General features: G+C 67.3%; 23 protein-coding genes. 12 read left to right on the forward strand and 11 right to left on the reverse strand.

Annotation, left to right across the window (positions count from 1 at the left end; translation table 11 throughout):
• Together DWV11_RS02050 and DWV11_RS02055 are read left to right on the forward strand one after the other, a co-directional pair.
• Nucleotides 1-825, forward strand: an 825-nt coding sequence (locus tag DWV11_RS02050) for a lipoyl synthase (protein WP_136017857.1), incomplete at its 5' end; no start/stop codon positions are given.
• Nucleotides 826-836: 11 nt separating this feature from the next.
• Nucleotides 837-1,616 carry a methylenetetrahydrofolate reductase gene (locus DWV11_RS02055; protein WP_115787242.1) on the forward strand — a complete coding sequence of 260 codons (780 nt, stop codon included), beginning with the start codon at nucleotides 837-839 and terminating at the stop codon, nucleotides 1,614-1,616.
• 36 nt (nucleotides 1,617-1,652) lie between these two features.
• On the opposite strand, the gene DWV11_RS02060 is transcribed toward DWV11_RS02055, so the two are convergent.
• On the reverse strand, nucleotides 1,653-2,321 hold the full coding sequence (locus tag DWV11_RS02060; RefSeq protein ID WP_115787243.1) for an anti-sigma factor family protein: 669 nt from the start codon (nucleotides 2,319-2,321) through the stop codon (nucleotides 1,653-1,655).
• Nucleotides 2,318-2,851 (reverse strand): sigma-70 family RNA polymerase sigma factor, encoded by a 534-nt coding sequence (locus tag DWV11_RS02065; RefSeq protein WP_245953398.1) that lies wholly within the window; start codon nucleotides 2,849-2,851, stop codon nucleotides 2,318-2,320. Before DWV11_RS02065 ends, DWV11_RS02060 begins: the two co-directional genes overlap by 4 nt.
• 130 nt (nucleotides 2,852-2,981) lie before the next feature.
• Here DWV11_RS02065 and DWV11_RS02070 point away from each other — a divergent pair, with 130 nt between their 5' ends.
• The gene (locus DWV11_RS02070; RefSeq protein WP_115787244.1) at nucleotides 2,982-3,539 is read left to right on the forward strand and encodes a COG4315 family predicted lipoprotein; all 558 of its coding nucleotides are present in this window, start codon (nucleotides 2,982-2,984) and stop codon (nucleotides 3,537-3,539) included.
• A gap of 24 nt (nucleotides 3,540-3,563) precedes the next feature.
• Nucleotides 3,564-4,157 (forward strand): DUF5655 domain-containing protein, encoded by a 594-nt coding sequence (locus DWV11_RS02075; protein ID WP_245953399.1) that lies wholly within the window; start codon nucleotides 3,564-3,566, stop codon nucleotides 4,155-4,157.
• A 164-nt stretch (nucleotides 4,158-4,321) separates the two neighbouring features.
• Here DWV11_RS02075 and DWV11_RS02080 read toward each other — a convergent pair whose 3' ends face one another.
• A complete protein-coding gene (locus tag DWV11_RS02080; protein WP_115787245.1) occupies nucleotides 4,322-5,293 on the reverse strand; it encodes a type IV toxin-antitoxin system AbiEi family antitoxin domain-containing protein in 972 nt (323 codons plus the stop codon).
• A 212-nt stretch (nucleotides 5,294-5,505) separates the two neighbouring features.
• Between DWV11_RS02080 and DWV11_RS02085 the strand changes: the two genes are divergently transcribed.
• On the forward strand, nucleotides 5,506-6,258 hold the full coding sequence (locus DWV11_RS02085) for a DUF4191 domain-containing protein (RefSeq protein WP_115787246.1): 753 nt from the start codon (nucleotides 5,506-5,508) through the stop codon (nucleotides 6,256-6,258).
• Between the two features lie 98 nt (nucleotides 6,259-6,356).
• On the opposite strand, the gene DWV11_RS02090 is transcribed toward DWV11_RS02085, so the two are convergent.
• Nucleotides 6,357-6,794 (reverse strand): RDD family protein, encoded by a 438-nt coding sequence (locus tag DWV11_RS02090; RefSeq protein ID WP_115787247.1) that lies wholly within the window; start codon nucleotides 6,792-6,794, stop codon nucleotides 6,357-6,359.
• Between the two features lie 273 nt (nucleotides 6,795-7,067).
• Between DWV11_RS02090 and glnA (DWV11_RS02095) the strand changes: the two genes are divergently transcribed.
• Nucleotides 7,068-8,492, forward strand: a complete 1,425-nt coding sequence (gene glnA, locus DWV11_RS02095; protein ID WP_115787248.1) for a type I glutamate--ammonia ligase — start codon at nucleotides 7,068-7,070, stop codon at nucleotides 8,490-8,492.
• Nucleotides 8,493-8,597: 105 nt separating this feature from the next.
• Here the strand turns inward: glnA (DWV11_RS02095) and DWV11_RS02100 are convergent, their stop codons facing one another.
• The gene (locus tag DWV11_RS02100; protein WP_115787249.1) at nucleotides 8,598-8,813 is read right to left on the reverse strand and encodes an AsnC family protein; all 216 of its coding nucleotides are present in this window, start codon (nucleotides 8,811-8,813) and stop codon (nucleotides 8,598-8,600) included.
• 125 nt (nucleotides 8,814-8,938) lie between these two features.
• On the opposite strand from DWV11_RS02100, the gene DWV11_RS02105 reads away from it, so the two are divergent.
• Nucleotides 8,939-9,265, forward strand: coding sequence for a hypothetical protein (locus tag DWV11_RS02105; RefSeq protein WP_115787250.1), 327 nt, complete (start codon nucleotides 8,939-8,941; stop codon nucleotides 9,263-9,265).
• Between the two features lie 90 nt (nucleotides 9,266-9,355).
• Entirely contained in the window at nucleotides 9,356-9,841 is a 486-nt protein-coding gene (locus DWV11_RS02110) for an NUDIX domain-containing protein (RefSeq protein WP_115787251.1), read from the forward strand.
• Nucleotides 9,842-9,884: 43 nt separating this feature from the next.
• On the opposite strand, the gene DWV11_RS02115 is transcribed toward DWV11_RS02110, so the two are convergent.
• Together DWV11_RS02115 and glnA (DWV11_RS02120) are read right to left on the reverse strand one after the other, a co-directional pair.
• A complete protein-coding gene (locus tag DWV11_RS02115) occupies nucleotides 9,885-12,896 on the reverse strand; it encodes a bifunctional [glutamine synthetase] adenylyltransferase/[glutamine synthetase]-adenylyl-L-tyrosine phosphorylase (protein WP_115787252.1) in 3,012 nt (1,003 codons plus the stop codon).
• Nucleotides 12,897-12,905: 9 nt separating this feature from the next.
• Entirely contained in the window at nucleotides 12,906-14,246 is a 1,341-nt protein-coding gene (glnA, locus tag DWV11_RS02120) for a type I glutamate--ammonia ligase (protein WP_115787253.1), read from the reverse strand.
• A gap of 191 nt (nucleotides 14,247-14,437) precedes the next feature.
• Between glnA (DWV11_RS02120) and panB the strand changes: the two genes are divergently transcribed.
• The gene (gene panB / locus DWV11_RS02125) at nucleotides 14,438-15,361 is read left to right on the forward strand and encodes a 3-methyl-2-oxobutanoate hydroxymethyltransferase (protein ID WP_115787254.1); all 924 of its coding nucleotides are present in this window, start codon (nucleotides 14,438-14,440) and stop codon (nucleotides 15,359-15,361) included.
• Between the two features lie 36 nt (nucleotides 15,362-15,397).
• On the opposite strand, the gene DWV11_RS02130 is transcribed toward panB, so the two are convergent.
• Nucleotides 15,398-15,613: an SPOR domain-containing protein gene (locus DWV11_RS02130; protein ID WP_115787255.1), complete on the reverse strand. Its 216-nt coding sequence runs from the start codon at nucleotides 15,611-15,613 to the stop codon at nucleotides 15,398-15,400.
• A 55-nt stretch (nucleotides 15,614-15,668) separates the two neighbouring features.
• On the opposite strand from DWV11_RS02130, the gene map reads away from it, so the two are divergent.
• The 3 genes from map (at nucleotide 15,669) to DWV11_RS02145 (ending at nucleotide 18,192) form a co-directional block, all read left to right on the forward strand.
• On the forward strand, nucleotides 15,669-16,547 hold the full coding sequence (gene map / locus DWV11_RS02135; RefSeq protein WP_115787256.1) for a type I methionyl aminopeptidase: 879 nt from the start codon (nucleotides 15,669-15,671) through the stop codon (nucleotides 16,545-16,547).
• Between the two features lie 80 nt (nucleotides 16,548-16,627).
• Entirely contained in the window at nucleotides 16,628-17,428 is an 801-nt protein-coding gene (gene ppgK / locus DWV11_RS02140; protein ID WP_115787257.1) for a polyphosphate--glucose phosphotransferase, read from the forward strand.
• A 5-nt stretch (nucleotides 17,429-17,433) separates the two neighbouring features.
• Nucleotides 17,434-18,192: an SDR family oxidoreductase gene (locus DWV11_RS02145; RefSeq protein WP_115787258.1), complete on the forward strand. Its 759-nt coding sequence runs from the start codon at nucleotides 17,434-17,436 to the stop codon at nucleotides 18,190-18,192.
• A gap of 129 nt (nucleotides 18,193-18,321) precedes the next feature.
• On the opposite strand, the gene nrdR is transcribed toward DWV11_RS02145, so the two are convergent.
• From nrdR to DWV11_RS02160, 3 genes are all read right to left on the reverse strand, one after another.
• Nucleotides 18,322-18,831, reverse strand: a complete 510-nt coding sequence (gene nrdR / locus DWV11_RS02150) for a transcriptional regulator NrdR (RefSeq protein ID WP_115787259.1) — start codon at nucleotides 18,829-18,831, stop codon at nucleotides 18,322-18,324.
• Nucleotides 18,832-19,000: 169 nt separating this feature from the next.
• Nucleotides 19,001-20,374 carry a histidinol dehydrogenase gene (hisD, locus tag DWV11_RS02155; RefSeq protein ID WP_115787260.1) on the reverse strand — a complete coding sequence of 458 codons (1,374 nt, stop codon included), beginning with the start codon at nucleotides 20,372-20,374 and terminating at the stop codon, nucleotides 19,001-19,003.
• 9 nt (nucleotides 20,375-20,383) lie between these two features.
• On the reverse strand, nucleotides 20,384-20,944 hold the full coding sequence (locus DWV11_RS02160) for a hypothetical protein (RefSeq protein WP_245953401.1): 561 nt from the start codon (nucleotides 20,942-20,944) through the stop codon (nucleotides 20,384-20,386).
• Nucleotides 20,945-20,969 lie beyond the last annotated feature (25 nt).

Raw genomic sequence — 20,969 nt, forward strand, 5'->3', positions numbered from 1 at the left:
GAAGCGACCTTCCTGATCGGCGGCTCCGAATGCACCCGCCGCTGCGACTTCTGCCAGATCGACACCGGCAAACCCTCCCCCCTGGACCGGCTCGAACCCACCAAGGTCGCCCGCTCCGTGCAGCAGATGAACCTGCGCTACGCCACCGTCACCGGCGTGGCCCGCGACGACCTCGAAGACGAAGGCGTCTGGCTCTACGCCGAAACCGTGCGCAAGATCCACGAACTGAACCCCGGCACCGGCGTCGAACTGCTCATCCCGGACTTCTCCGGCAACCCGGACCACATCAAGGCGATCTGCGACTCCGCCCCGGAGGTGTTCGCGCACAACGTCGAAACCGTGCCGCGCATCTTCAAGCGCATCCGCCCCGCGTTCCGCTACGAACGCTCCCTGGACGTCATCACCCAGGGCCGCAACCACGGCATGGTCACCAAGTCCAACCTGATCCTGGGCATGGGCGAAACCCGCGAAGAAATCAGCGAAGCCCTCAAGGACCTGCACGAGGCCGGCTGCGACCTGGTCACCATCACCCAGTACCTCCGCCCGAGCGAACGGCACCTGCCCGTGGACCGCTGGGTCAAGCCCCAGGAATTCGTCGACCTCGCCGACGAAGCCGAAGAGATCGGCTTCCTCGGCGTCATGTCCGGCCCCCTGGTCCGCTCCTCCTACCGGGCCGGCCGGCTCTGGGCCACCGCCATGCGCAAGAAAGGCCGCGACATCCCCGCGCATCTGGCCCACATCGCCGAGGGCATCCAGGACTCCGGCACCACCCGCCAGGAAGCCCGCACCCTCCTCAGCGCGCCCGCAAAAGCTTCAGGCAACTAAGGGCGGATCCGATGTTTCCCACCAGATTCGAAATCATCCCCTCGGCCGGCATCGCCGGGAAGCTCGTGGCCGCCGTGCCGCAATCCACCACCCTGACCATCACGTGCCTGCCGCACCACGGCATCGCCCGCACCATGCAATCGGCCCTTGAGCTCAGGGAGCTGGGTTACGACGTCGTTCCCCACATCGCGGCGCGGGCGCTGGAAAGCCGCGGGCAGCTTGCCGGAATCGTCCGCGACTGCGAAAGCGCGGGGATCACGGAAATCTTCGCGATCGGCGGCGACGCCCAGCAGCCCGCGGGCCCGTACGGTACCTCACGGGAGTTGCTCGAGGATCTCGCCGAACACTCGGGCGGCAGGATCACGGCCGGCGTCGCGGGCTACCCGGAAGGGCATCCCGCGGTGGGGGGCCTTGAACTGGTGGACGACCTGCTGGCGAAGCAGCACCTCGCCGCCAGGATCGTCACCCAGATGTGTTTCTCGGCGCCGGAAATCCACGGCTACGCCGCACTGCTGCGCCGCGAAGGCGTCACCCTGCCGGTGTGGGCGGGGGTGGCCGGCGCCGTGCCGCGGGCCAAGCTGCTGTCCCTGGCGACGCAGATCGGCGTGGGCTCGTCCATGAAGTTCCTCGGCAAGCAGAAGACGCTGGCCCGCAAGCTGTTCCTCGGGGACCGCTACTCTCCCGGAAACCTGGTGGCGGAGCTGGCGGACCCCGCCGGGAGCATCGCCGGCATCCACCTCTACAGCTTCAACAACCTGCAACTGCCGGAGTGGATGGCTGACGTGGCGTAGGGCGCGGGCGATTCGGCCGGCCGGCCATGGCACAAGCTATGGCACCGAGACCGCGGCCACCGTCTTCCTGGCCTCGTCCCGCAGTTCCACCCCGGAGATCCCGGATAGCTGCACCGGTGTGGCGCCCGTGACCTTGATGCGCCCGGTGGGGGTCGCGGTCCAGCCGCAGGCGAGTTCCTCGCCGCCGTCGCGGTCCTTGACCCACAGGTACAGGGTGCCCTCGAGCGGCATGCTGCGGCCCTCGAGCTCGAGCTCGGTGCCCCACGTTTTCTTGACCAGGCCGACGGTCAGCTGCATCCCGTTTTCGGCCTGCAGCGAGTACCTGGCATCCGGTTTGGGCGGCGGGTTGAGCAGGCCGCCCACCGCCGGTCCGGCGAGGAGGCCGCCGGCGAGGCATGCTGCGGCGACTCCCGCCACCAGTGCGGCGCGCCACCGCCGCGACTTCCGGCGTCGGGCGGCAAGTTCCAGCAGCACCGGCGCCGCGGCATCCGGGTCGGCGTGGTCCGCTGGCCGCCGTCCCGCGGAAGCGGCGAGCGCGACGGCGTCAGGCACCGGAACGGCGTCGAGCAAGGCTGGGAGGCTTTCCAGCTCGGCGAGTTCGCGGCGGCAGGCGGCACAGCCGGCGAGGTGTTCTTCGAAGGCGAGCGCCTCGGCCGGTTCCAGCCCGCCCAGCAGGTAGGCGCCCAGGAGCGTGTGCTCGTTCATCGTTGCACCCCCATTTCGTCCAGGATGGTGCGCAGGGCGCGCACGGCGTAGAAGGCCCGGGATTTCACGGTGCCGGCGGGAATGTTGAGCCGCAGCGCTGCCTCGTTGACGGTGAAGCGCTGGTAGTGCAGCGCCACCAGGACCTCCCGGTGTTCCTGGCTGAGCCGCAGCAGTGCCTCCTCCATGAGGACCCGGTTGAGCAGTTCGTCCACCCGTTCGCTGCTCTCGGCCAGTTCCAGGGCGTCGGGCCCGGTTTCTGCCGGGCGGCGGCGGGCCTTGCGATAGTTGTCGATGATGACGTTCCGGGCAGTGCGGAACAGGTAGCTGCGCAGGCTTCCGGTGATCTGCGGCGCGTGCTGCCAGACGCGCAGTACCGTTTCCTGCACGACGTCGTCCGCCTGGTTTTCGTCGCTGGTGCAGCTGAGCACGAAGCGGCGGAGTGCGGTGCCGTGGTCGCGGTAGATCGCAGCCACCACGTCCTCGTCGCTCATGTTGCCGTCCGACGGCATCGCTGCCTCCTGGGTTGACATTGCTTCCGGCTGATACGACGCCGGCCGCAGCAAAAAGGTTCAGTCCCCTGTGAACCATTCTTCACCTGCCGGCGTCGTACCGGGTGACTGTCCGGCCGATCAGGCCGGACCCGGCGTAAGGAGCGAACCCATGAAACGCCTGCACACGATCGGCGGTCCCGGCGTACTGGCCCCAGCGGCTGCACTGATCCTCGCGGTCACCCTGGCCGGCTGCGGCGGCAGCCCCGGCACCTCTCCCGGCAGCACCTCCCCTGGCAGCGCCGCCCCGGCGTCGAGCGCCCCGGCCTCCGGGCCGGCGTCGAGCGCCCCGGCCGCCGGGCCGGAACTGAAGACAGCCACCTCCAGCGCGGGCAACATCGTGGTGGGCGCCAACGGCATGAGCGTCTACTTCTTCACCAAGGACGTGAAGGACTCCGGCAAGAGCGCCTGCGAAGGAGCCTGCGTGGCGCTGTGGCCCGCAGTGACCACCACCTCCGACAAACCCGCGGTCGAAGGCGTGACCGGAACCGTCGGCACTATCCCGACGGCGGACGGCAAGAAGCAGGTGACCATCAACGGCCTGCCGGTCTACTTCTTCGCGCAGGACACCGCCGCCGGTGATGTGAAGGGCCAGGGCTACGGCAACGTCTGGTACCTGGTGAGCCCGTCCGGCGACATGATCAAGGAGAATGCGGGGATGGGGTACTGAGCGGGTCTTCGCTACGATCGGGGCATGGCCTCAGCCCCTGACCTCACGGCAACCGCCGGGACCTGGAAGCTCATGGTGGACAGCAACCAGGAGCTGCTGCTGCGCAAGTCCGGGCACGACGTCCACTGGTGGGCCGAACGGGGCCGCGCGGCCGGGTTGAAGAACGACGCCGAGCTGCGCGGCTGGATGCGGGACGAACACGGCATCACCGGCTACGCCCAGTACGCAGTGTCCTGGGAAATGTTCGGCTACCCCGACTTCATGCTGCGCGACGCCGACGAACTGATCGCCGGCCAGTACGCCAAGCACCCCGAGCTGCGTCCCATCGCCGACGCGCTGCTCGCCTGGGCCGCAGCCACCGACGGCGTCGCGATCCAGATGCGCAAAGGCTATGTGTCGCTGCACAGCACCAGGCGGAAGTTCGCCCAGGTGACGCGGGCGAACACGACAAGCGTGGACGTCCTCCTGCGTTCGGCCGTGACTCCGGGCGGCCGGGTGGAAGCGGTCAAGGTCCGCAAGGGCGACTTCTTCGACCGCAAGGTCCGGCTCATGTCCGTGGACGGCGTCGACGGGGAACTGTTCGCTCTGTTGGAGAGGGCGCTGGCGGAGAATTCGTAGGCTTCCGGGCGCTTCCGTGGGCTTCCTGTCCGCGAGTTCGCGGGAGGGCTGCGGGGTCGCTGGAATGTTCCGGCGACCCCGCGGCGTTCCGGCGACCCCGGAGCGTTCCGGCGACCCCGGGTGATATTCGACGACGGCGGCCCGCCCGGTTGGCCGGGAACTGCTCAGTTAGCCCGGGGATCCGGGCGGCGGCGCAATGCTGTCACGATCCTGGCCTTGAACGTTTCCTCGTTGAATAAGTCCTGCCATTTGAGCCGCACAAACATCCAGCCATCCTCAGTGAGGGCGTTTTCACGCTGCCGTTCCCGGTAGAGAACTTCCTCGGTGGGCGCATAGTCGAAGTATTTGGTCTTGCCGTCGAATTCGAGCGCGATCTTGCGTTCCCTCCAGCCAAAGTCCATGCGATGGCGTCCGGCCCGGCTCATGACTTCAAGCTGCATCTCCGGCATCGGGATCCGCAGCCGTTGCAGGAGCTCACGAGTCAAGGTCTCGCCGGCCGATTCGGAGCGCGGATCGGCGTTTTCGAGAACCCTGCGGAGATTCTTCACGCCGCGCCGCCCCGGAACGGCCTCCGCCATTTCCTTCATTCGGAGCAGGTCGGCGCCCTGCCTGAGTGCGTTGTCCATAATGATCAGGCTCTGCCGGTAGCCCAGCATGAGGGCACAATCGACCGCCGTCCGTTCCAGTGACGTAACCCGCAGCCGTCTGACGGTGACGACGTCGGATTCACTGAACGGCCGGGTGTGCCCACGGACGTCCTTTCCCAAACGGCAGCCGGACGGCCGGGTCTGCAGGAGGACATGGACCAGATCGTCGGCATCCCAGACGAACAATCCATGTATCCGCGCTGCGGAGGTGTGGCTATAGGCAAAGCTGCCGTTCGACGTGGTGCGGGTTCCGTGGGCATGTGCCAAGATCAGCTGTTCGCTGCGGTTCCAAGGCTTCTGCCTGTTCCACAGTGATGCCCGGATATAGCAGCCATACCGGAGTCGGATCAGTTCACGGTGGCGAACCAGGACGGTGATGGCGCGGGAGTTCAACCCTGCGGCAAGCAGCTGATCCGTCCGCCAGAGGGAACCGGCTGGCGGGAGCTGGGGCATGGACGACGGCGCGGACAGGATCGGTGTCTGGGACATTGTCATGCACCAAGCCTTGGCGGGGCCATGGTCCGGCGACAGGTGCCAGTCTCTCTATGTGGAAAACTCCTCAGCCCACGAATTCGCCGGAACGCTGCGGGGTCGCCGGAACGTTCCGGCGACCCCGGGCGCGTAACATCCAGCAAGCCACAAGGACCGGGCGCCTTTCAGCAGGCGTCCGGTCCTTTGTCATCACGTAGAATTAAGGCACTATGGCGAAATCCCCTGACTCCAGCAAATCGACCCCCTCGGCAGACGCTCCGAAGCGCGGGCTGTTCTCCCGCAAGCCCAAGGAAGCCAAGGCAAAGAAGCCGAGCCAGCTCAAGCAGATCGGCGAAGTCTTCAAGATGACCCGCCGGAGCGACCCGCAGGTTGTCTGGCTGATGGTGCTTGCTTTCCTGGGCGTCGTCGCCGTCAGCCTCCTGATCGGTTTCCTTCTCCAGAACCCGATCACCGGCCTGATCATCGGCATTCCGCTGGGCCTGCTCGCCGCCGTCTTCATCCTGTCCCGCCGCGCCGAGCGGGCCGCGTTCGCACAGATCGAAAACCAGCCGGGCGCCTCAGGTGCCGCCCTCGGAACCCTGCGCCGGGGCTGGATCACCGAAGAGCAGCCGGTCGCCGTCAACCCGCGCACGCAGGATGCCGTGTTCCGTGCGATCGGTCGTCCCGGCGTCGTCCTCGTCAGCGAAGGGCCCTCGCACCGGGCCAAGCCGCTGCTGGACGCCGAACGCAAGAAGCTCGCGCGCATCCTGCCGAACGTCACCATCCACGTGATCGAAAGCGGCCGCGGTGAAGGCCAGGTTCCGCTCAGCCAGATCGCCAAGACCATGAACAAGCTCAAGAACGAGCTCACCAAGGTCGAGGTCAATGCCGTCAGCAAGCGGATCTCGTCGCTGGGCAGCAACCGCCTGCCGATCCCCAAGGGCATCGATCCGTACAAGGCACGTCCCCAGCGCGGACGCTGATCATCCGGGAACACAAAGGAACCGCCTCCAGTCGTGGGGGCGGTTCCTTTGTCTATCAGGTTTGTCGTGTCGGAGCGGACGCAGCTGCGTCCTGACGGCTACATCCTGATAAGGATCGTGTTCATCGCTTTGTCGTGGAGGCCGCGCTGGTCCGGGTCGAAAACGACGGCGGGAATCACCAGGCAGAGGAGCAGGGTACGCACCAGGGCGGCAAGCGGCCCGGCGGGTCCGCCGCCCAGCCTCACAACGTGGATGCCGGCGATACGGTGTCCGATGCTGTAGCCGAGGGTGCCGATCAGGAGAATCTGTTCGATGGCGAAGACGGCGAGCGTGGCCCATTGGTTGCCGCCGAAGGCGAAGTTGCTGATCACCAGCGCCAGGCCCCAGTCGATGCAGATGCCGAGGATGCGCCGGCCGGCACGGGCCATGGAGCCCGGGCCGGACTCGGGAAGGCCCAGCCGCTCCCCCGGGTACTTTGAAATGCCGGACGTGTCCGGACCGGTGAGCCATGAGCCGAGATCTTTACGGGAAACCACCCACCAAGCTTAACGGCATCACCGGCGCCGCGCCGCGCCGCGCCGCGTTGCGGACAACGTGGACCCCGGACCATCCGGCAAGTAGCGTTTACACAGGAGGCGGTTCTGTAACCTGCCCGAAACAAAGCTGATACTCCCGGGAAACCCCATATCCCTAAGGTTGTATAAGTTGCTAGCCACCGCACCGGGGGCACTTTTTTGTGTCCCGCCGGCTTCGGTTTTCGCTGGATCAGACGGCAAATGCCCGTTACCTGTTATGCGTTAGGAGCATAGATGTTCAAGACTGCGGAAGAAGTTCTCCAGTTCATCAAGGAAGAAGACGTCAAGTTCGTCGATATCCGCTTCACCGACCTGCCCGGCGTGCAGCAGCACTTCAACGTGCCGGCCAAGAGCGTTGACCTGGACTTCTTCGTGCACGGCCAGCTGTTCGACGGCTCCTCCATCCGCGGCTTCCAGGGCATCGCCGAATCGGACATGCAGCTGATCCCGGACGTGACCTCCGCCTTCATCGACACCTTCCGCATCGAGAAGACCCTGGCACTGAACTTCTCCATCGTGAACCCGCGCACGGGCGACCCCTACCACCGCGACCCCCGCGGCGTTGCCGAGAAGGCCGAAGCCTACCTCGCATCGACCGGCATCGCCGACACCGCGTTCTTCGCTCCCGAGGCCGAGTTCTTCGTCTTCGACAACATCCAGTACCAGTCCGCCCCGCAGGGCAGCTTCTACAAGATCGACTCCGAGGAAGCCCACTGGAACACCGGCCGCGAAGAAGAGGGCGGAAACCTCGGCTACAAGACCCCGGTCAAGGGCGGCTACTTCCCCGTCTCCCCCACCGACAAGCAGGCCGACCTGCGCGACGCCATGTGCGTCGAGCTGGACAAGGCCGGCCTCGAGGTCGAGCGCTCCCACCACGAAGTCGGTTCCGCCGGCCAGGCCGAAATCAACTACAAGTTCACCACGCTGACGGCGGCTGCCGATGACCTGCAGAAGTTCAAGTACGTCATCAAGAACACCGCCGACGCCTGGGGCAAGTCGGTCACCTTCATGCCGAAGCCGGTCTTCGGTGACAACGGCTCGGGCATGCACTGCCACCAGTCCCTTTGGAACAACGGCGAACCGCTGTTCTACGACGAGAAGGGCTACGCCGGCCTCTCCGACACCGCACGCTGGTACATCGGCGGCCTGCTGAAGCACGCTTCAGCCGTCCTCGCCTTCACCAACCCGACGGTGAACTCCTACCGCCGCCTGGTCAAGGGCTTCGAAGCTCCGGTCAACATGGTCTACTCGCAGGGCAACCGCTCCGCCGGTATCCGCATTCCGATCACGGGCTCCAACCCGAAGGCCAAGCGCATCGAGTTCCGCGCTCCGGACCCCTCCTCCAACCCGTACCTGGCCTTCGCTGCCCAGCTGATGGCCGGCATCGACGGCATCCGCAACCGCATTGAACCCCCGGCACCGATCGACAAGGACCTCTACGAGCTCCCGGCCGAAGAGGCCAAGGACATCCCGAAGGCTCCGGGCTCCCTCGAGGAAGCACTGGAAGCACTGCGTGAGGACAACGAGTTCCTGCAGGCCGGTGGCGTCTTCACCCAGGACCTGATCGACACCTGGATCGAGTACAAGTACGAGAACGAGATCAAGCCGCTGGCCCTGCGCCCGAACCCCTACGAGTTCGAGCTCTACTACGGCGTCTAGTCAGACCCCGCCGGGCACCTGAGGGCTTCCCGCAACGGCAAAGGCCGGCTGCAGCGTCACGCTGCGGCCGGCCTTTCCGCGCACTCCGGACTTATTGCGGCCGGGCTACTGCTTGCCGTACTTCTTGTGCACGGCCTGCTTGCTGACGCCAAGGCAGAGGGCAATCGCCTCCCATGACAGCCCGGCCTGCCGGGCCGCCCGCACCAACCCGGCCTCGGCCCTGCCGACTTCCTTCTGCAGTTCCGCCACGGCGTAGAGCGCCTCAGTCGGTCCCATCCCATCCATCGATCCCACCAGGGCCTTCATGCGGTCCACCTCCATGCCGTCAACCTTAGTTGACCTGCACGACGCCGTCAATGCAGGTTGACGGCGTGCCTTTCGTTTTGTTCCGGTTCCCGGTTGAATGGGGCCACAGGGATTTCGACTGAACGACTTTGGGGGACGCAATGAAGAAGAAATGGACCATCCTGCTGGTCTTGTCGGGACTCGCCTTCGCCGCGTGCGTCCTGATCCTGCCCCGGCCGCTCGCGGCCGTTGCCGGCGGCGAAGCCGACGCCGGAACAACCGTGTTGTTCGTCCTTGGGCTGGTCCTGCTGGCAGACTCCCTCGGCCTGCTCGCAGTCGGACTGCGCCTGCGTTCCCGTGACCTCAACACACCCCGCAGCTACGGCAACCGCGAGCCGCTCAGCGCGGACGATGACCGGAAACCGAACCTGTACGAGCCACCCACGGCACTGAACCAGACGCAGATGGGCCACCACACCGGGCAGTAAGGTCCCGCCCCCACAACACAACGTTGCACAGCCGCAGGGCGGAAGGTCACATTTCCCCGACCCGGGCTCCCCTCCTGTTACGGTGGCGGCATGGCCGAACTCAGTCCCGAAAGCCGCGAGTACTTCCGCACCCTCCCCCGCCGGCGTGTTGCCGCGGGCCTCGTCATCCGCGACCGGCAGGACAGGGTCCTCGCGGTGAAGCCGAACTACAAGGACGGCTGGCTTCTGCCCGGCGGCACAGTCGATGCCGGGGAAGCGCCCCGCGCCGCCGCACGCCGCGAAGGCCGCGAAGAACTGGGCCTGGACATCATCCCGGGAGCCCTGCTCATCATCGGTCACTCCGCGTTTCCGTCCCCCATCGGCGACGGCCTGAACTTCCTCTACGACGGTGGTGTGCTGTCCGCGGACGCGCGGATCGTCCTGCAGGAAGAGGAACTCACCGAATGGCGGTTCGTCGCCGAAGCGGACTTCCCGGACTACTTCGGGGTCCACGGAGCATTCCACGTGGCCTCGGCCCTCACGGGACTCCGCGAAGGCCGGGTCCTTGAGCTCCAGGACCGCGAAGAAGTCGTCTAAGGGCCTGGGAAGAAGGCGCCCGACATTCCGCCGGCGGCGGGCGCTACTGGCCGTAGAACTGCCGTTCGAAGACGGCCCGGGTACGCCGGCTCATCCGCAGATAGTCCTCCTCGAAGACCGCTGCCTGGCCTGGCGCGTAGCCGCACCAGCGGGCCACCGCCTCCAGGTCCCGGCGGGAGGCCGGCAGCAGGTCCGAGGCGCGGCCGGTGCAGATGACGTTGGCCGAGCGGATCCGGCTTGCCATGCGCCAGGTGTCGCGCAGGAGCTGGCTATCCTTCTTCCCGAGCAGCTCCAGTTCCTCGATGGCGTCCAGCGCCTCCATGGTGGAGGTGGTCCGCAAGGCGGGGTGCTTTCCTGCGTGCTGGAGCTGCAGGAGCTGGACGAGCCATTCGACGTCGCTGAGGCCGCCGCGGCCAAGCTTCACGTGGCGGGCAGGATCGGCGCCACGGGGCAGCCGCTCCGATTCCACACGGGCCTTGATCCGGCGGATTTCCCGGAGCTCCGTGTCAGCAAGCGTCACCGGGTACCGGATGGGATCGACAAGGTCGACGAAGTCGGCGGCGAGGCCGTCGTCGCCCGCCATCGGCTGGGCCCGCAGAAGTGCCTGCGCCTCCCAGATCAGGGACCAGCGCCGGTAGTACTCGGCGTAGGAATCCAGGGAGCGCACCATCGCCCCGTTCTTGCCCTCGGGCCGCAGGTCGGCGTCGACCGTGAGGACCCGTTCAGCCTTGATCGCCGGTTTCAACGGCTGGGTCAGCAGGCTGGACACCTGGGCGACGATCGCCAGCGCCTGCTTCTGGGCTTCTTCGTCGCCTGCACCGGGCTGGGCACGGTGGACGTACATGACGTCGGCGTCCGAACCATAGCCGATTTCCCGGCCGCCCTGACGCCCCATGGCCACCACCAGCACGTGGGTCTTGAGCGGGCCGCCGTCGGAGACGATGTTCTCGGCCACATGCAGGGCGCCCAGGACGGCGGCACGGTCCGTGTCTGCCAGGGCTGTGCCCACTTCGTCCTGGTCGAGCAGGCCGGAGCTGTCGGCTATGGCGATCCGCAGGATTTCCCGGCGCCTGATGAGCCGGATGAGGCGCATGGCGCTTTCCGGTTCGGCGTGCCGGGACATCTTCGACTGGATCTCCTGCCACTGGCCTTCGAAGGACACCGGCTTGAGCTCCTTGTCGTTGCCCAGCCAGGCCACCGACTCAGGGGAAACTTCCAGCAGGTCGGCGATCAGCCGGGAGTTGGAGAGGACGTGGCAGAGCCGTTCGGCCGCCGCCTGCGAATCGCGGAGCATTCCCAGGTACCAATGGGTGGTGCCGAGGGCCTCGCTGACCCGGCGGAAGGCGAGCAGGCCGGCGTCGGGATCCACTCCTTCGGCGAGCCAGCCGAGCAGGATCGGCAGCAGCTGCCGCTGAAGTGCCGCCCGGCGGCTGACGCCCGCCGTGAGCGCTTCGATATGCCGCATGGCGCCGCGCGGATCGCGGTAACCGAGGGCCGCCAGGCGCCCCTGGGCGGCTTCCGGGCTGAGCCGGGCATCCTCGCTGCTGAGGCTTGCCGCGGTGTTGAGCAGGGGGCGGTAGAAGATCCGTTCGTGCAGCTCACGGACGGAGCGTTTGGTCTTCTGCCAGGTGCCGATCAGGGCGTCAGGGTGCGGGCGTTCCGAGGAGAACGGACCGAGTACAGCCTTGGCCAGGAAGCGCTGGGCGTCCTCGCTGGTGGGCATCAGGTGCGTGCGGCGCAGCTGGAAGAGCTGGATCCGGTGTTCCAGGAGACGCAGGTACCGGTAGGCGCTGTCGAAGGCCGCGGCGTCCGCACGGCCGATGTAGCCGCCGGCGGAGAGCGCAGCGATGGCCGATGTCGTGTCCCGGCAGCGCAGTGTCTCGTCGGACTTGCCGTGGACGAGCTGCAGCAACTGGACGGTGAACTCGACGTCGCGCAGGCCGCCGGGACCGAGCTTGATCTGGCGTTGTTCCTCGGCGGGAGCGATGTTGTCGGTGACCCGGCGGCGCATCGCCTGGACGGATTCGACGAAGCCCTCGCGGCCCGACGACGCCCAGACCAGGGGCTGCACGGCCTCCTCGTAGCGGGCGCCGAGTTCCCTGTCGCCGGCGATCGTGCGGGCCTTCAGGAGCGCCTGGAACTCCCAGCTGTCCGCCCAGCGGGCGTAGTAGCTCAGGTGCGAGGGCAGGGTCCGCACCAGCGGCCCGGACTTGCCCTCGGGGCGCAGGTTCGCATCGACTTCCCAGAGACCGGGTTCGGGGGCGGTGGAGGAAATCGCCCGTGAGATCCCGCTCGCCAAGGCGGTGCCGATAGTCGCAGCGTGGGCATCCTCCAGCCCTTGCGCCTCAATCACGTAGATGACGTCGACGTCGGAAATGTAGTTCAGCTCGCGGGCGCCGCATTTGCCCATGCCGATCACGGACAGCCGGACAGCGGCGACGTCCGCCGGATCGAAGGTGGCGGACGCCTCGGCGCGGGACACGGCGAGGGCAGCCTCGATCGCGGCACCCGCAAGGTCGGCGAGCTCGGCCCCGACGATCGGCATGGCATCCTGGGGGCTGGCCGCGCACAGGTCCCTGATGGCCAGTTCGGTCAAGCCGCGCCGGTAGGCGGTGCGCAGGGCGGCGTACGCCGCCGGGCCGGTCAGGCCCGCCACCGGCCGCGGCGAGGCGGCGTCCGCACGGACCGAGGCGAGCAGGCGTGCCCGGAGCACCGCCGGGTCCTGGGCCTGCGGTTCCGGGCTGACCCGTTCGTCGAAGACGTCCAGGTGCTCCGGATGCCGGATCAGGAACTCGCCCAGGGCTTCGGAGGCCCCGAGGAGCCGGTACAGCGGTTCGCTGCGGTCCTGGTCCGCGGCCGCGAGCTCGCGAAGTGCAGGGTGCTTCTCAATCAGCCGCACCAAGGTCTGCAGGGCCGTATCGGGGCTGGCGCTCAGGTGCAGGCCCGCGAACAGAGTTTCCTGGTCGATGCCGTCGAGTTCGCGGGCGCCGAGGAAGCGCCCCCCTTTATCAAGATCGCTGAAACCGGCCGATATGAGCCGGCGTGCCAGGCTCATGCCGCCCGCCTAGAGGATGCCGAGGTTGCGCTGAAGCTCGTACGGGGTGACCTGGAGCCGGTAGTCCTGCCACTCCGCCCGCTTGTTGCGCAGGAAGTGTTCGAACACCTGCTCCCCGAGGATCTGGGCGACGAGTTCGGAGTCCTCCATGGCGCGGATGGCGTCGTGCAGGCTGGACGGCAGCGGAGCGTGGCCCATTGCCTTGCGTTCCGCGGACGTCAGCGACCAGACGTCGTCCTCAGCCGCCGGCGGCAGCTCGTAGCCCTCTTCGATGCCCTTCAGGCCGGCGCCCAGGAGCACCGCATAGGCGAGGTACGGGTTGGTGGCGGAGTCGATGCCGCGGTATTCGATCCGGGCGGACTGGCCCTTGCCGGGCTTGTAGAGCGGCACCCGCACCAGGGCCGAGCGGTTATTGTGGCCCCAGCTCAGGTAGCTCGGGGCTTCACCGCCGCCCCACAGCCGCTTGTAGGAGTTGACGAACTGGTTGGTCACGGCCGTGAACTCGGGGGCGTGCTTGAGGATGCCCGCGATGAACTGGCGTGCCGTCTTGGAGAGCTGGAACTCAGCGCCGGCTTCGTAGAAGGCGTTCGTGTCGCCCTCGAAGAGCGAGAAGTGGGTGTGCATGCCGGAGCCGGGGTGGTCGGTGAACGGCTTGGGCATGAAGGTGGCGTAGGTGCCCTGCTGCAGGGCCACCTCCTTGATGACCGTGCGGAAGGTCATGATGTTGTCGGCCGTCTGCAGGGCGTCGGCGTAGCGGAGGTCGATCTCGTTCTGGCCGGGACCGCCTTCGTGGTGGCTGAACTCCACGGAGATGCCCACGGATTCGAGCATGGTGACCGCGGTGCGGCGGAAGTCCTGGGCCACCCCGCCCGGGACGTGGTCGAAGTAGCCGCCTTCGTCCACGGGAACCGGCGCGCCGCCCGGGCCGAGTTCGCTGGACTTCAGCAGGTAGAACTCGATTTCGGGGTGCGTGTAGCAGGTGAAGCCCATGTCCGCGGCCTTCGCGAGAGTGCGCTTGAGGACGTTGCGGGGGTCCGCGGCGGACGGTTCCCCGTCCGGAGTGAGGATGTCGCAGAACATCCGGGAGGTCTGTTCGGTGTCGCCGCGCCAGGGCAGGATCTGGAAGGTGGCCGGGTCCGGCTGGGCAAGCATGTCCGACTCGAAGACCCTGGCGAGGCCTTCGATCGCCGATCCGTCGAAGCCAAGGCCTTCTTCGAAGGCGCCTTCCACCTCAGCCGGGGCAAGCGCCACCGACTTGAGCGATCCGACGACGTCGGTAAACCACAAGCGCACGAAGCGCACGTCGCGCTCTTCGATGGTCCGCAGTACGAACTCTTGCTGGCGGTCCATGGGGCCCCTTTTCAGATTCAATGTCCACACTGCAGGCGGAGTTTTCTCCGGGCCCGCAGCAGCTCAGCCTTCACTCTACTAAGCATTGCCCGCGAATGCCGGTGCAAGGGCTGCCCGTAACACAGCGTTTACAAATCGGGAGCGTTGTCTCGCCGGTGGCTACCCGGCCGGGGACCGCATACGCTCTAGTCATGGCCCCGAGCAACAATCCTGAATCGCGCACCCCCGAATCCGGCAGCAGTCCCGAAACCTCAGCACCGTACGGCTCCGGCCCGTCGCCGGCCCCCGCGCCGTCCGGCGGAGTCCCCGGCGCCGCCCCGTCGGGCCGCGTGCGCCTCCACCACCTGCAACAGGCCAAGGCCAACGGTTCCCGCTTCGCCATGCTGACGGCCTACGAGCAGTACAGCGCCGAAATCTTCGACCAGGCCGGCATCGAGGTCCTCCTGATCGGCGACTCGGCGTCCAACAATGTCTTCGGCAACGAAAGCAGCCTGCCCGTCACGGTGGACGAGCTGCTCCCGCTCTGCCGCGCCGTCGCCCGGTCGACCAAGCGGGCCTTCGTCGTCGCGGACCTGCCGTTCGGCAGCTACGAAGTATCCGCCGAACAGGCGGTGGCCACCGGCGTGCGCTTCCTCAAGGAGGGCCTGGCCCAGGCGGTGAAGATCGAAGGGGGCGCCTACTACGCGCCGACCGTCCGCGCCATGGTGCAGGCCGGCATCCCGGTCATGGCCCACATCGGTTTCACTCCGCAGAGCGAGCACGCGCTGGGCGGTTACCGGGTCCAGGGCCGCGGTGACGACGCCCAGCGGTTGATCGACGACGCCCTTGCGCTCGTCGATGCCGGTGCCTTCAGCGTGCTGATGGAAATGGTTCCCGCGGAGACCGCTGCCGCCGTCGACGCCGCGATCAAGGTACCCACGATCGGCATCGGAGCGGGCAACCAGACCACGGGCCAAGTGCTGGTCTGGCAGGACATGGCCGGCCTCCGCGGCGGCAAGATGGCCAAGTTCGTCAAGCAGTACGCCAACCTGCGGGAGATCCTGGGCGAGGCCGCCCGGACGTACGCGGACGAGGTCCGCTCGGGCAGCTTCCCCGGCCCGGAACACTCCTTCTAGGCCGGTTTCGCGTCGGGCGCGCGCCTTCCGGTCATCCTAGTCTTCGTCATCCTTTTCCCAGGCCTCGTTGCGGGCCCGGACCTTCTCGAGGGCGTGTTCGGCTTCCGTCCGGGTCTTGTACGGCCCGATCAGCTGGGTCCAGTCGGACATCGCGTCCTCCTCGACCTGGTGAGTCTGCACGTTGTACCAATACTCCGTCACGTTGGTTCCTTCCCTACGGGCGGCCGCCGCGTAACTTTTCGCGGCGGCCATGCCCGGCCGCCCGCATTGTTAGCTGCGTCTCGTTGCTCCCTTATATGATCAATCTATGCCTTCCCCCGCTTTGACTGCACCCATCGGCACGCTCACCCAAGGAACCGTCAGCCCCGAGCTGCCGGTTCCGGCGTCGATCGCACGCCCCGAGTACGTCGGCAAGCCCGCACCGACGAAATTCACCGGCTCGGAAGTGAAGTCTGCGGAGACCATCGAGAAGATCCGCATCGCGGGCCGGATAGCCGCTCAGGCCATCGTCGAGGTGGGAAAGCACATCCAGCCGGGCGTCACCACGGACCAACTGGACCGGATGGGGCACGAGTTCCTCATGGACCACAACGCTTACCCGTCCACCCTTGGGTACCGCGGCTTCCCCAAGTCGCTGTGTTCCTCGCTCAACGAGGTCATCTGCCACGGTATCCCGGACTCCACCGTGGTCCAGGACGGCGACATCCTGAACATCGACATCACCGCGTTCATCAATGGCGTGCACGGTGATACCAACTACACCTTCCTGGTGGGCGACGTGGACGAAGAGTCCCGTCTCCTGGTGGAGCGGACACAGGAGTCCCTCAACCGGGCCATCAAGGCAGTGGCACCCGGCCGCGAAATCAACGTGATCGGCAGGGCCATCGAATCCTACGCAAAGCGTTTCGGTTACGGAGTGGTCCGTGATTTCACAGGCCACGGAGTGGGTGAGGCCTTCCACACCGGCCTGATCATTCCGCACTACGATGCCGCACCGGCCTACAACACGGTCATCCAATCCGGCATGGTCTTCACCATCGAGCCCATGCTCACCCTCGGCACCGTCGAATGGGACATGTGGCCGGACAACTGGACCGTCGTGACCCGGGACCGCAAGCGCACCGCACAGTTCGAACACACGCTGCTGGTGACCGACACCGGCGCGGAGATCCTCACGCTGCCCTGACCGGGCCGCCCGGACGTCCCGGCTGCCTCATCTGCCTAGTGCCCTATCTGCCGCCAACCCCTGCCAAGAACGGATTTGCATTGACGAAGGATTCGAAGAACCACAAGCACGCCCCGCTGATCGGGATCGACATCGGCGGCACCGGCATCAAGGGCGGGATCGTGGACCTGAAGAAGGGCAAGCTCCTCGGTGAGCGGTTCCGGATCCCCACCCCGCAGCCTTCCACTCCCGAAGCCGTGGCCGAGGTCGTGGCCGAGATCGTCAAGGAACTCTCCAGCCGTCCCGACGCGCCGGCGGAGGGCTCACCGGTCGGGGTCACCTTCCCGGGCATCATCCAGCATGGCGTGGTCCGCTCCGCCGCGAACGTGGACAAGTCCTGGCTGGACACGGACGTCGACAAGCTGTTCAGCGACCGGCTCGGCCGCCCGGTCGAAGTCATCAACGACGCCGACGCCGCCGGCCTTGCCGAAGCCCGCTACGGCGCCGGTGAAGGCGTGGACGGCACCGTCCTGGTGATCACCCTCGGCACGGGCATCGGCTCCGCGTTTATCTTCAACGGCCAGCTGGTCCCCAACGCCGAACTCGGCCACCTCGAGGTCGACGGCCACGACGCCGAAACCAAGGCCTCCGCCGTCGCCCGTGAGCGTGACGGCCTGAGCTGGGACGAGTACGGGGTCAAGCTCAACCGCTACCTGCAGCACGTCGAGTTCCTCTTCTCCCCCGAGCTGTTCATCATCGGCGGCGGGATCTCGAAGCGCTCGGACGAATACTTCCCGCACTTGCAGCTGCGGACCAAGATCGTCACAGCGGAGCTGAAGAACGACGCCGGCATCGTCGGTGCCGCGCTGGAAGTCGCCTTCCACCACAAGCTCGTCAAGTAGCCGCTTTGGCCGAAGCAGGCTCCGGCGTCGTCATCGTCACCGGCGCGAGCCGCGGCATCGGCGCGGCCATTGCCCGCCGGGCCGCGGCTGCCGGATACAGCGTTGCCGTCAACTACTCCTCGGACGCCAGCGGCGCCTTGGAGGTGGTGGGCGGCATCCGCGCCGCCGGCGGACGCGCCGAAGCCGTCCAGGCCGATGTGAGCCGGCCCGGCCAGGTCCGGGCCATGTTCGACGAAGCGGCGGCCATGGGCCCGCTCACCGCCGTGGTCAACAACGCGGGAATAACGGGCAACCTTATCGGTGGCCTGGTCGACGTCCCCGCGGAGACAGTGCAGCGGGTAGTCGATGTGAACGTGGCCGGGGTGGTCTTCGTCTGCCAGGAGGCCGTGCGCCGGTTGTCCGCGGGAAACGGCGGCCCCGGCGGCTCGATCATCAACATTTCGTCGACGGCCACGAAGGCCGGTTCACCGGGAACGTGGGTTCATTACGCCGCTACCAAAGGCGCCGTGGACGTCCTGACCACGGGCCTCGCCGCAGAAGTGGCGGGCCAGGGCATCAGGGTCAATTGCGTGGCGCCGGGCAGCACCAACACAGGGCTGCACGCGGCTGCGGGGATGCCGGACAGGATCGAGCGGTTGAACCCTCTGATTCCCATGGGCCGCGCTGCGCAACCGGAGGAAGTGGCAGCCGCGGTGGTATGGCTGATGTCCGACGACGCCGCGTACATCACCGGTGCCGTGCTCCCGGTGTCCGGCGGCCGCTAGGCCGAAGCCCCGTCAGGCGAAACTGGACCCGACCAGGACGCCGCGGAGGACGTAGTTCCGGTGGTGGCAGGGGCTTCCCCTCCGCCGCCACCACCGGAGTCTTTCAACGAGCTACCGGCTTTCAGGAAGCTAGGGCGAGCCCTTGGCGCCGGCCTTGCTCCGGCCGTTCTTCCCCGCGGCGTCCGGCCCAAGCTGGGCTTCTTCGCGCAGCAGAGCGATGGCGGATTCGAAGTCCTCGAGGGATTCGAACGCCTGATAGACACTGGCGAAGCGGAGGTACGCGACCTGGTCCAGCTTCTGCAGCGGACCGAGGATGGCGAGGCCCACTTGGTGCGCGTCGATTTCCGCAGCACCCGATGCCCGGATGTTCTCCTCGACCTCCTGGGCGAGCATCGCAAGATCGTCCTCGGTGACGGGACGGCCCTGGCACGCCTTGCGGACGCCGTTGATGATCTTGCTCCGGCTGAACGGTTCCCCGACACCTGAACGCTTCACGACGGACAGGCTGGTGGTTTCCACAGTGGTGAACCGGCGGCCGCATTCGGGGCACTGCCGGCGGCGGCGGATCGAGGAGCCGTCCTCGGCCATGCGGCTGTCGACCACCCGGGAGTCGGGATTGCGGCAAAACGGGCAATACACGCCGGCCTCCCTCTCCTGGTGCTGATCCTGCCTGGTTCCCCGGCCGAATGCGGCCGGAACACGAATGGTGGCGGAAGCGATGCTTCCGCCACCATTTTACGTTCGGACCCGGGCTAATGACAAGCATGTAAGTACTACATGTAGTGGTAGCCGCCGTATATGTAGTGCTTTACGCCCCTGCGAAGCGGATCGTGACGGCGTCGCCGTGGCCCGGAAGGTCCTCGGCTCCGGCCAGGCTCACGATGTGCCGGCTGACTTCTTCCAGCGCCGGCCGGCTGTAATTGATGAGCTGCACCGCGCGCAGGAAGGTGGTGACGTTGAGGCCCGAAGAGAACGCCGCCGTGCCGCTCGTGGGCAGCACGTGGTTGGAACCGGCGCAATAATCACCAAGGCTGACCGGGCTGTAGTCGCCGACAAAGATCGCCCCCGCGTTGCGGATCCGGGCTGCAACCGCCGGCGCGTCCGCCGTCATGATTTCCAGGTGCTCTGCCGCGTAGGCGTCACACACCGCGATCCCCTGCTCCAGGTTGTCGACCAGCACGACGCCGGACTGCGGCCCCGAAAGGGCTGTCACCACGCGTTCGCTGTGCTTGGTCCGGGCGGCCTGGCGCTTGAGCTCGGCGTCCACCGCCGCCGCCAGGTCCGGTGAGTCCGTGACGAGTACGGATGCCGCCTTGGGATCGTGCTCAGCCTGGCTGATGAGGTCGGCGGTCACCAGGTCCGGACGGGCCGTGCCGTCGGCGAGGATGGCGATCTCGGTGGTGCCCGCCTCCGAGTCGATGCCCACCACACCCTTGACGAGGCGCTTGGCCGTCGCCACGAAGATGTTGCCGGGACCGGTGACGACGTCCACGGGTTCGAGGGTCTCCTCGCCGTCAGCACCCGGGACCCCGTAGGCGAAGGCGGCCACTGCCTGGGCACCGCCGATGGCGTAGACCTCGTCGATGCCGAGCAGCGCGGCTGCGGCCAGGATGGTGGGGTGCGGCAGGCCGCCGAACTCCCTCTGCGGCGGCGAGGCCAAGGCTACGGAGGGGACTCCGGCCGCCTGGGCGGGTACCACGTTCATGATCACGGACGACGGGTAGACCGCCAGGCCGCCGGGCACGTACAACCCGACGCGGCCCACCGGCACCCAGTTCTGGCTGACGACGGCACCGTCGCCCAGTTCGACGTCGACGTCCGCCGGGCGCTGGGCAACGGCGAACTGCCGGGCACGGCTGATGGACTCCTCCAGTGCCGAACGGACGGCGGGATCGAGCTTCTCCAGGGCGTCGGCGAGCGCCGCCGCCGGGACCCGGGGGTGGGACTGCTCGACGCCGTCGAACGCCTGGGCGAATTCGCCCAGTGCCGCGAAACCGCGGGAGCGCACGGCCGCGATGATCTCCAGGACCTTCTGTTCGGCGTCGGCCACCGTCTGATGCTGTGCCCGCGGTACGGCGGCACGCAGTTCCGCGAGTGAAAGCGCGCGGCCGCGCAGGTCGATCCTGCGGAACACGAGGGAGTCGGTAACAGTGGCGGCTGGATTCTCCGGAGAAATGGTCACCCGGCCATTTTAGTGTGCCTGGTCGCCGGTCCGTGTTCCGCGGCCCAGCAGGCTGATCAAGTTGTAGAGGAACGCCAGCAGCGCGACCGTGAAGGGCCAGACAAGCAGGACGACGGCGGACCGGAGCGTGAAGCCGTCCTCACCGGCGGGAACGGCGCCGGAGGGACCCCACCATGCGGCGGCCAGCAGCCCCGCCTGCCAGGCAACAGCCGAACCTGCCAGTCCCCCGGCAGCAGCCAGGAAGGTGCGCAGTCCGCGGCCCTGGTCCGGCCGGCTCGCGTCGAGCAGGACGGCTGCGAAGCAGCCTGCCAGAAGCAGCAGGGCGGCCAGCACCAGATCCCGGGGAAGGCGCGTCAAGGGGGTCGAAGGATCCGCGAGGGCCGGGTCCCGGGTGAGAAGATTTGCGCCGCCCGGGGCGAGCAGCCACCAGGCGATGCCGAGCAGGATTCCGGCGGCCGCGGGCACAACAAGCCAGGTCCAGGCGCGGCCGCGCCGTACGGGGTCCCCGTCGTGGACGGCCGGGATCCCGTTCCAGGCGGCTCCGGTGCTCTCATACGCAGGCAGGGTCATGGGTGCCACATTAACAAACATTGCG

It is taken from the genome of Arthrobacter silvisoli, from assembly GCF_003369445.1.
Taxonomy (GTDB): Bacteria; Actinomycetota; Actinomycetes; order Actinomycetales; family Micrococcaceae; genus Arthrobacter; species Arthrobacter silvisoli.

Coding starts and splice junctions, on each gene's coding strand:
- DWV11_RS02130 (WP_115787255.1), bottom strand. CDS start 15,613: ATGGCCGCCGCGAAAAGTTACGCGGCGGCCGCCCGTAGGGAAGGAACC.
- DWV11_RS02070 (WP_115787244.1), top strand. CDS start 2,982: ATGAAACGCCTGCACACGATCGGCGGTCCCGGCGTACTGGCCCCAGCG.
- map (WP_115787256.1), top strand. CDS start 15,669: ATGCCTTCCCCCGCTTTGACTGCACCCATCGGCACGCTCACCCAAGGA.
- DWV11_RS02055 (WP_115787242.1), top strand. CDS start 837: ATGTTTCCCACCAGATTCGAAATCATCCCCTCGGCCGGCATCGCCGGG.
- DWV11_RS02105 (WP_115787250.1), top strand. CDS start 8,939: ATGAAGAAGAAATGGACCATCCTGCTGGTCTTGTCGGGACTCGCCTTC.
- DWV11_RS02080 (WP_115787245.1), bottom strand. CDS start 5,293: ATGTCCCAGACACCGATCCTGTCCGCGCCGTCGTCCATGCCCCAGCTC.
- glnA (WP_115787253.1), bottom strand. CDS start 14,246: ATGGACCGCCAGCAAGAGTTCGTACTGCGGACCATCGAAGAGCGCGAC.
- DWV11_RS02085 (WP_115787246.1), top strand. CDS start 5,506: ATGGCGAAATCCCCTGACTCCAGCAAATCGACCCCCTCGGCAGACGCT.
- glnA (WP_115787248.1), top strand. CDS start 7,068: ATGTTCAAGACTGCGGAAGAAGTTCTCCAGTTCATCAAGGAAGAAGAC.
- DWV11_RS02065 (WP_245953398.1), bottom strand. CDS start 2,851: ATGTCAACCCAGGAGGCAGCGATGCCGTCGGACGGCAACATGAGCGAC.
- panB (WP_115787254.1), top strand. CDS start 14,438: ATGGCCCCGAGCAACAATCCTGAATCGCGCACCCCCGAATCCGGCAGC.
- DWV11_RS02060 (WP_115787243.1), bottom strand. CDS start 2,321: ATGAACGAGCACACGCTCCTGGGCGCCTACCTGCTGGGCGGGCTGGAA.
- DWV11_RS02075 (WP_245953399.1), top strand. CDS start 3,564: ATGGCCTCAGCCCCTGACCTCACGGCAACCGCCGGGACCTGGAAGCTC.
- DWV11_RS02110 (WP_115787251.1), top strand. CDS start 9,356: ATGGCCGAACTCAGTCCCGAAAGCCGCGAGTACTTCCGCACCCTCCCC.
- DWV11_RS02100 (WP_115787249.1), bottom strand. CDS start 8,813: ATGGAGGTGGACCGCATGAAGGCCCTGGTGGGATCGATGGATGGGATG.
- DWV11_RS02115 (WP_115787252.1), bottom strand. CDS start 12,896: ATGAGCCTGGCACGCCGGCTCATATCGGCCGGTTTCAGCGATCTTGAT.
- DWV11_RS02160 (WP_245953401.1), bottom strand. CDS start 20,944: ATGACCCTGCCTGCGTATGAGAGCACCGGAGCCGCCTGGAACGGGATC.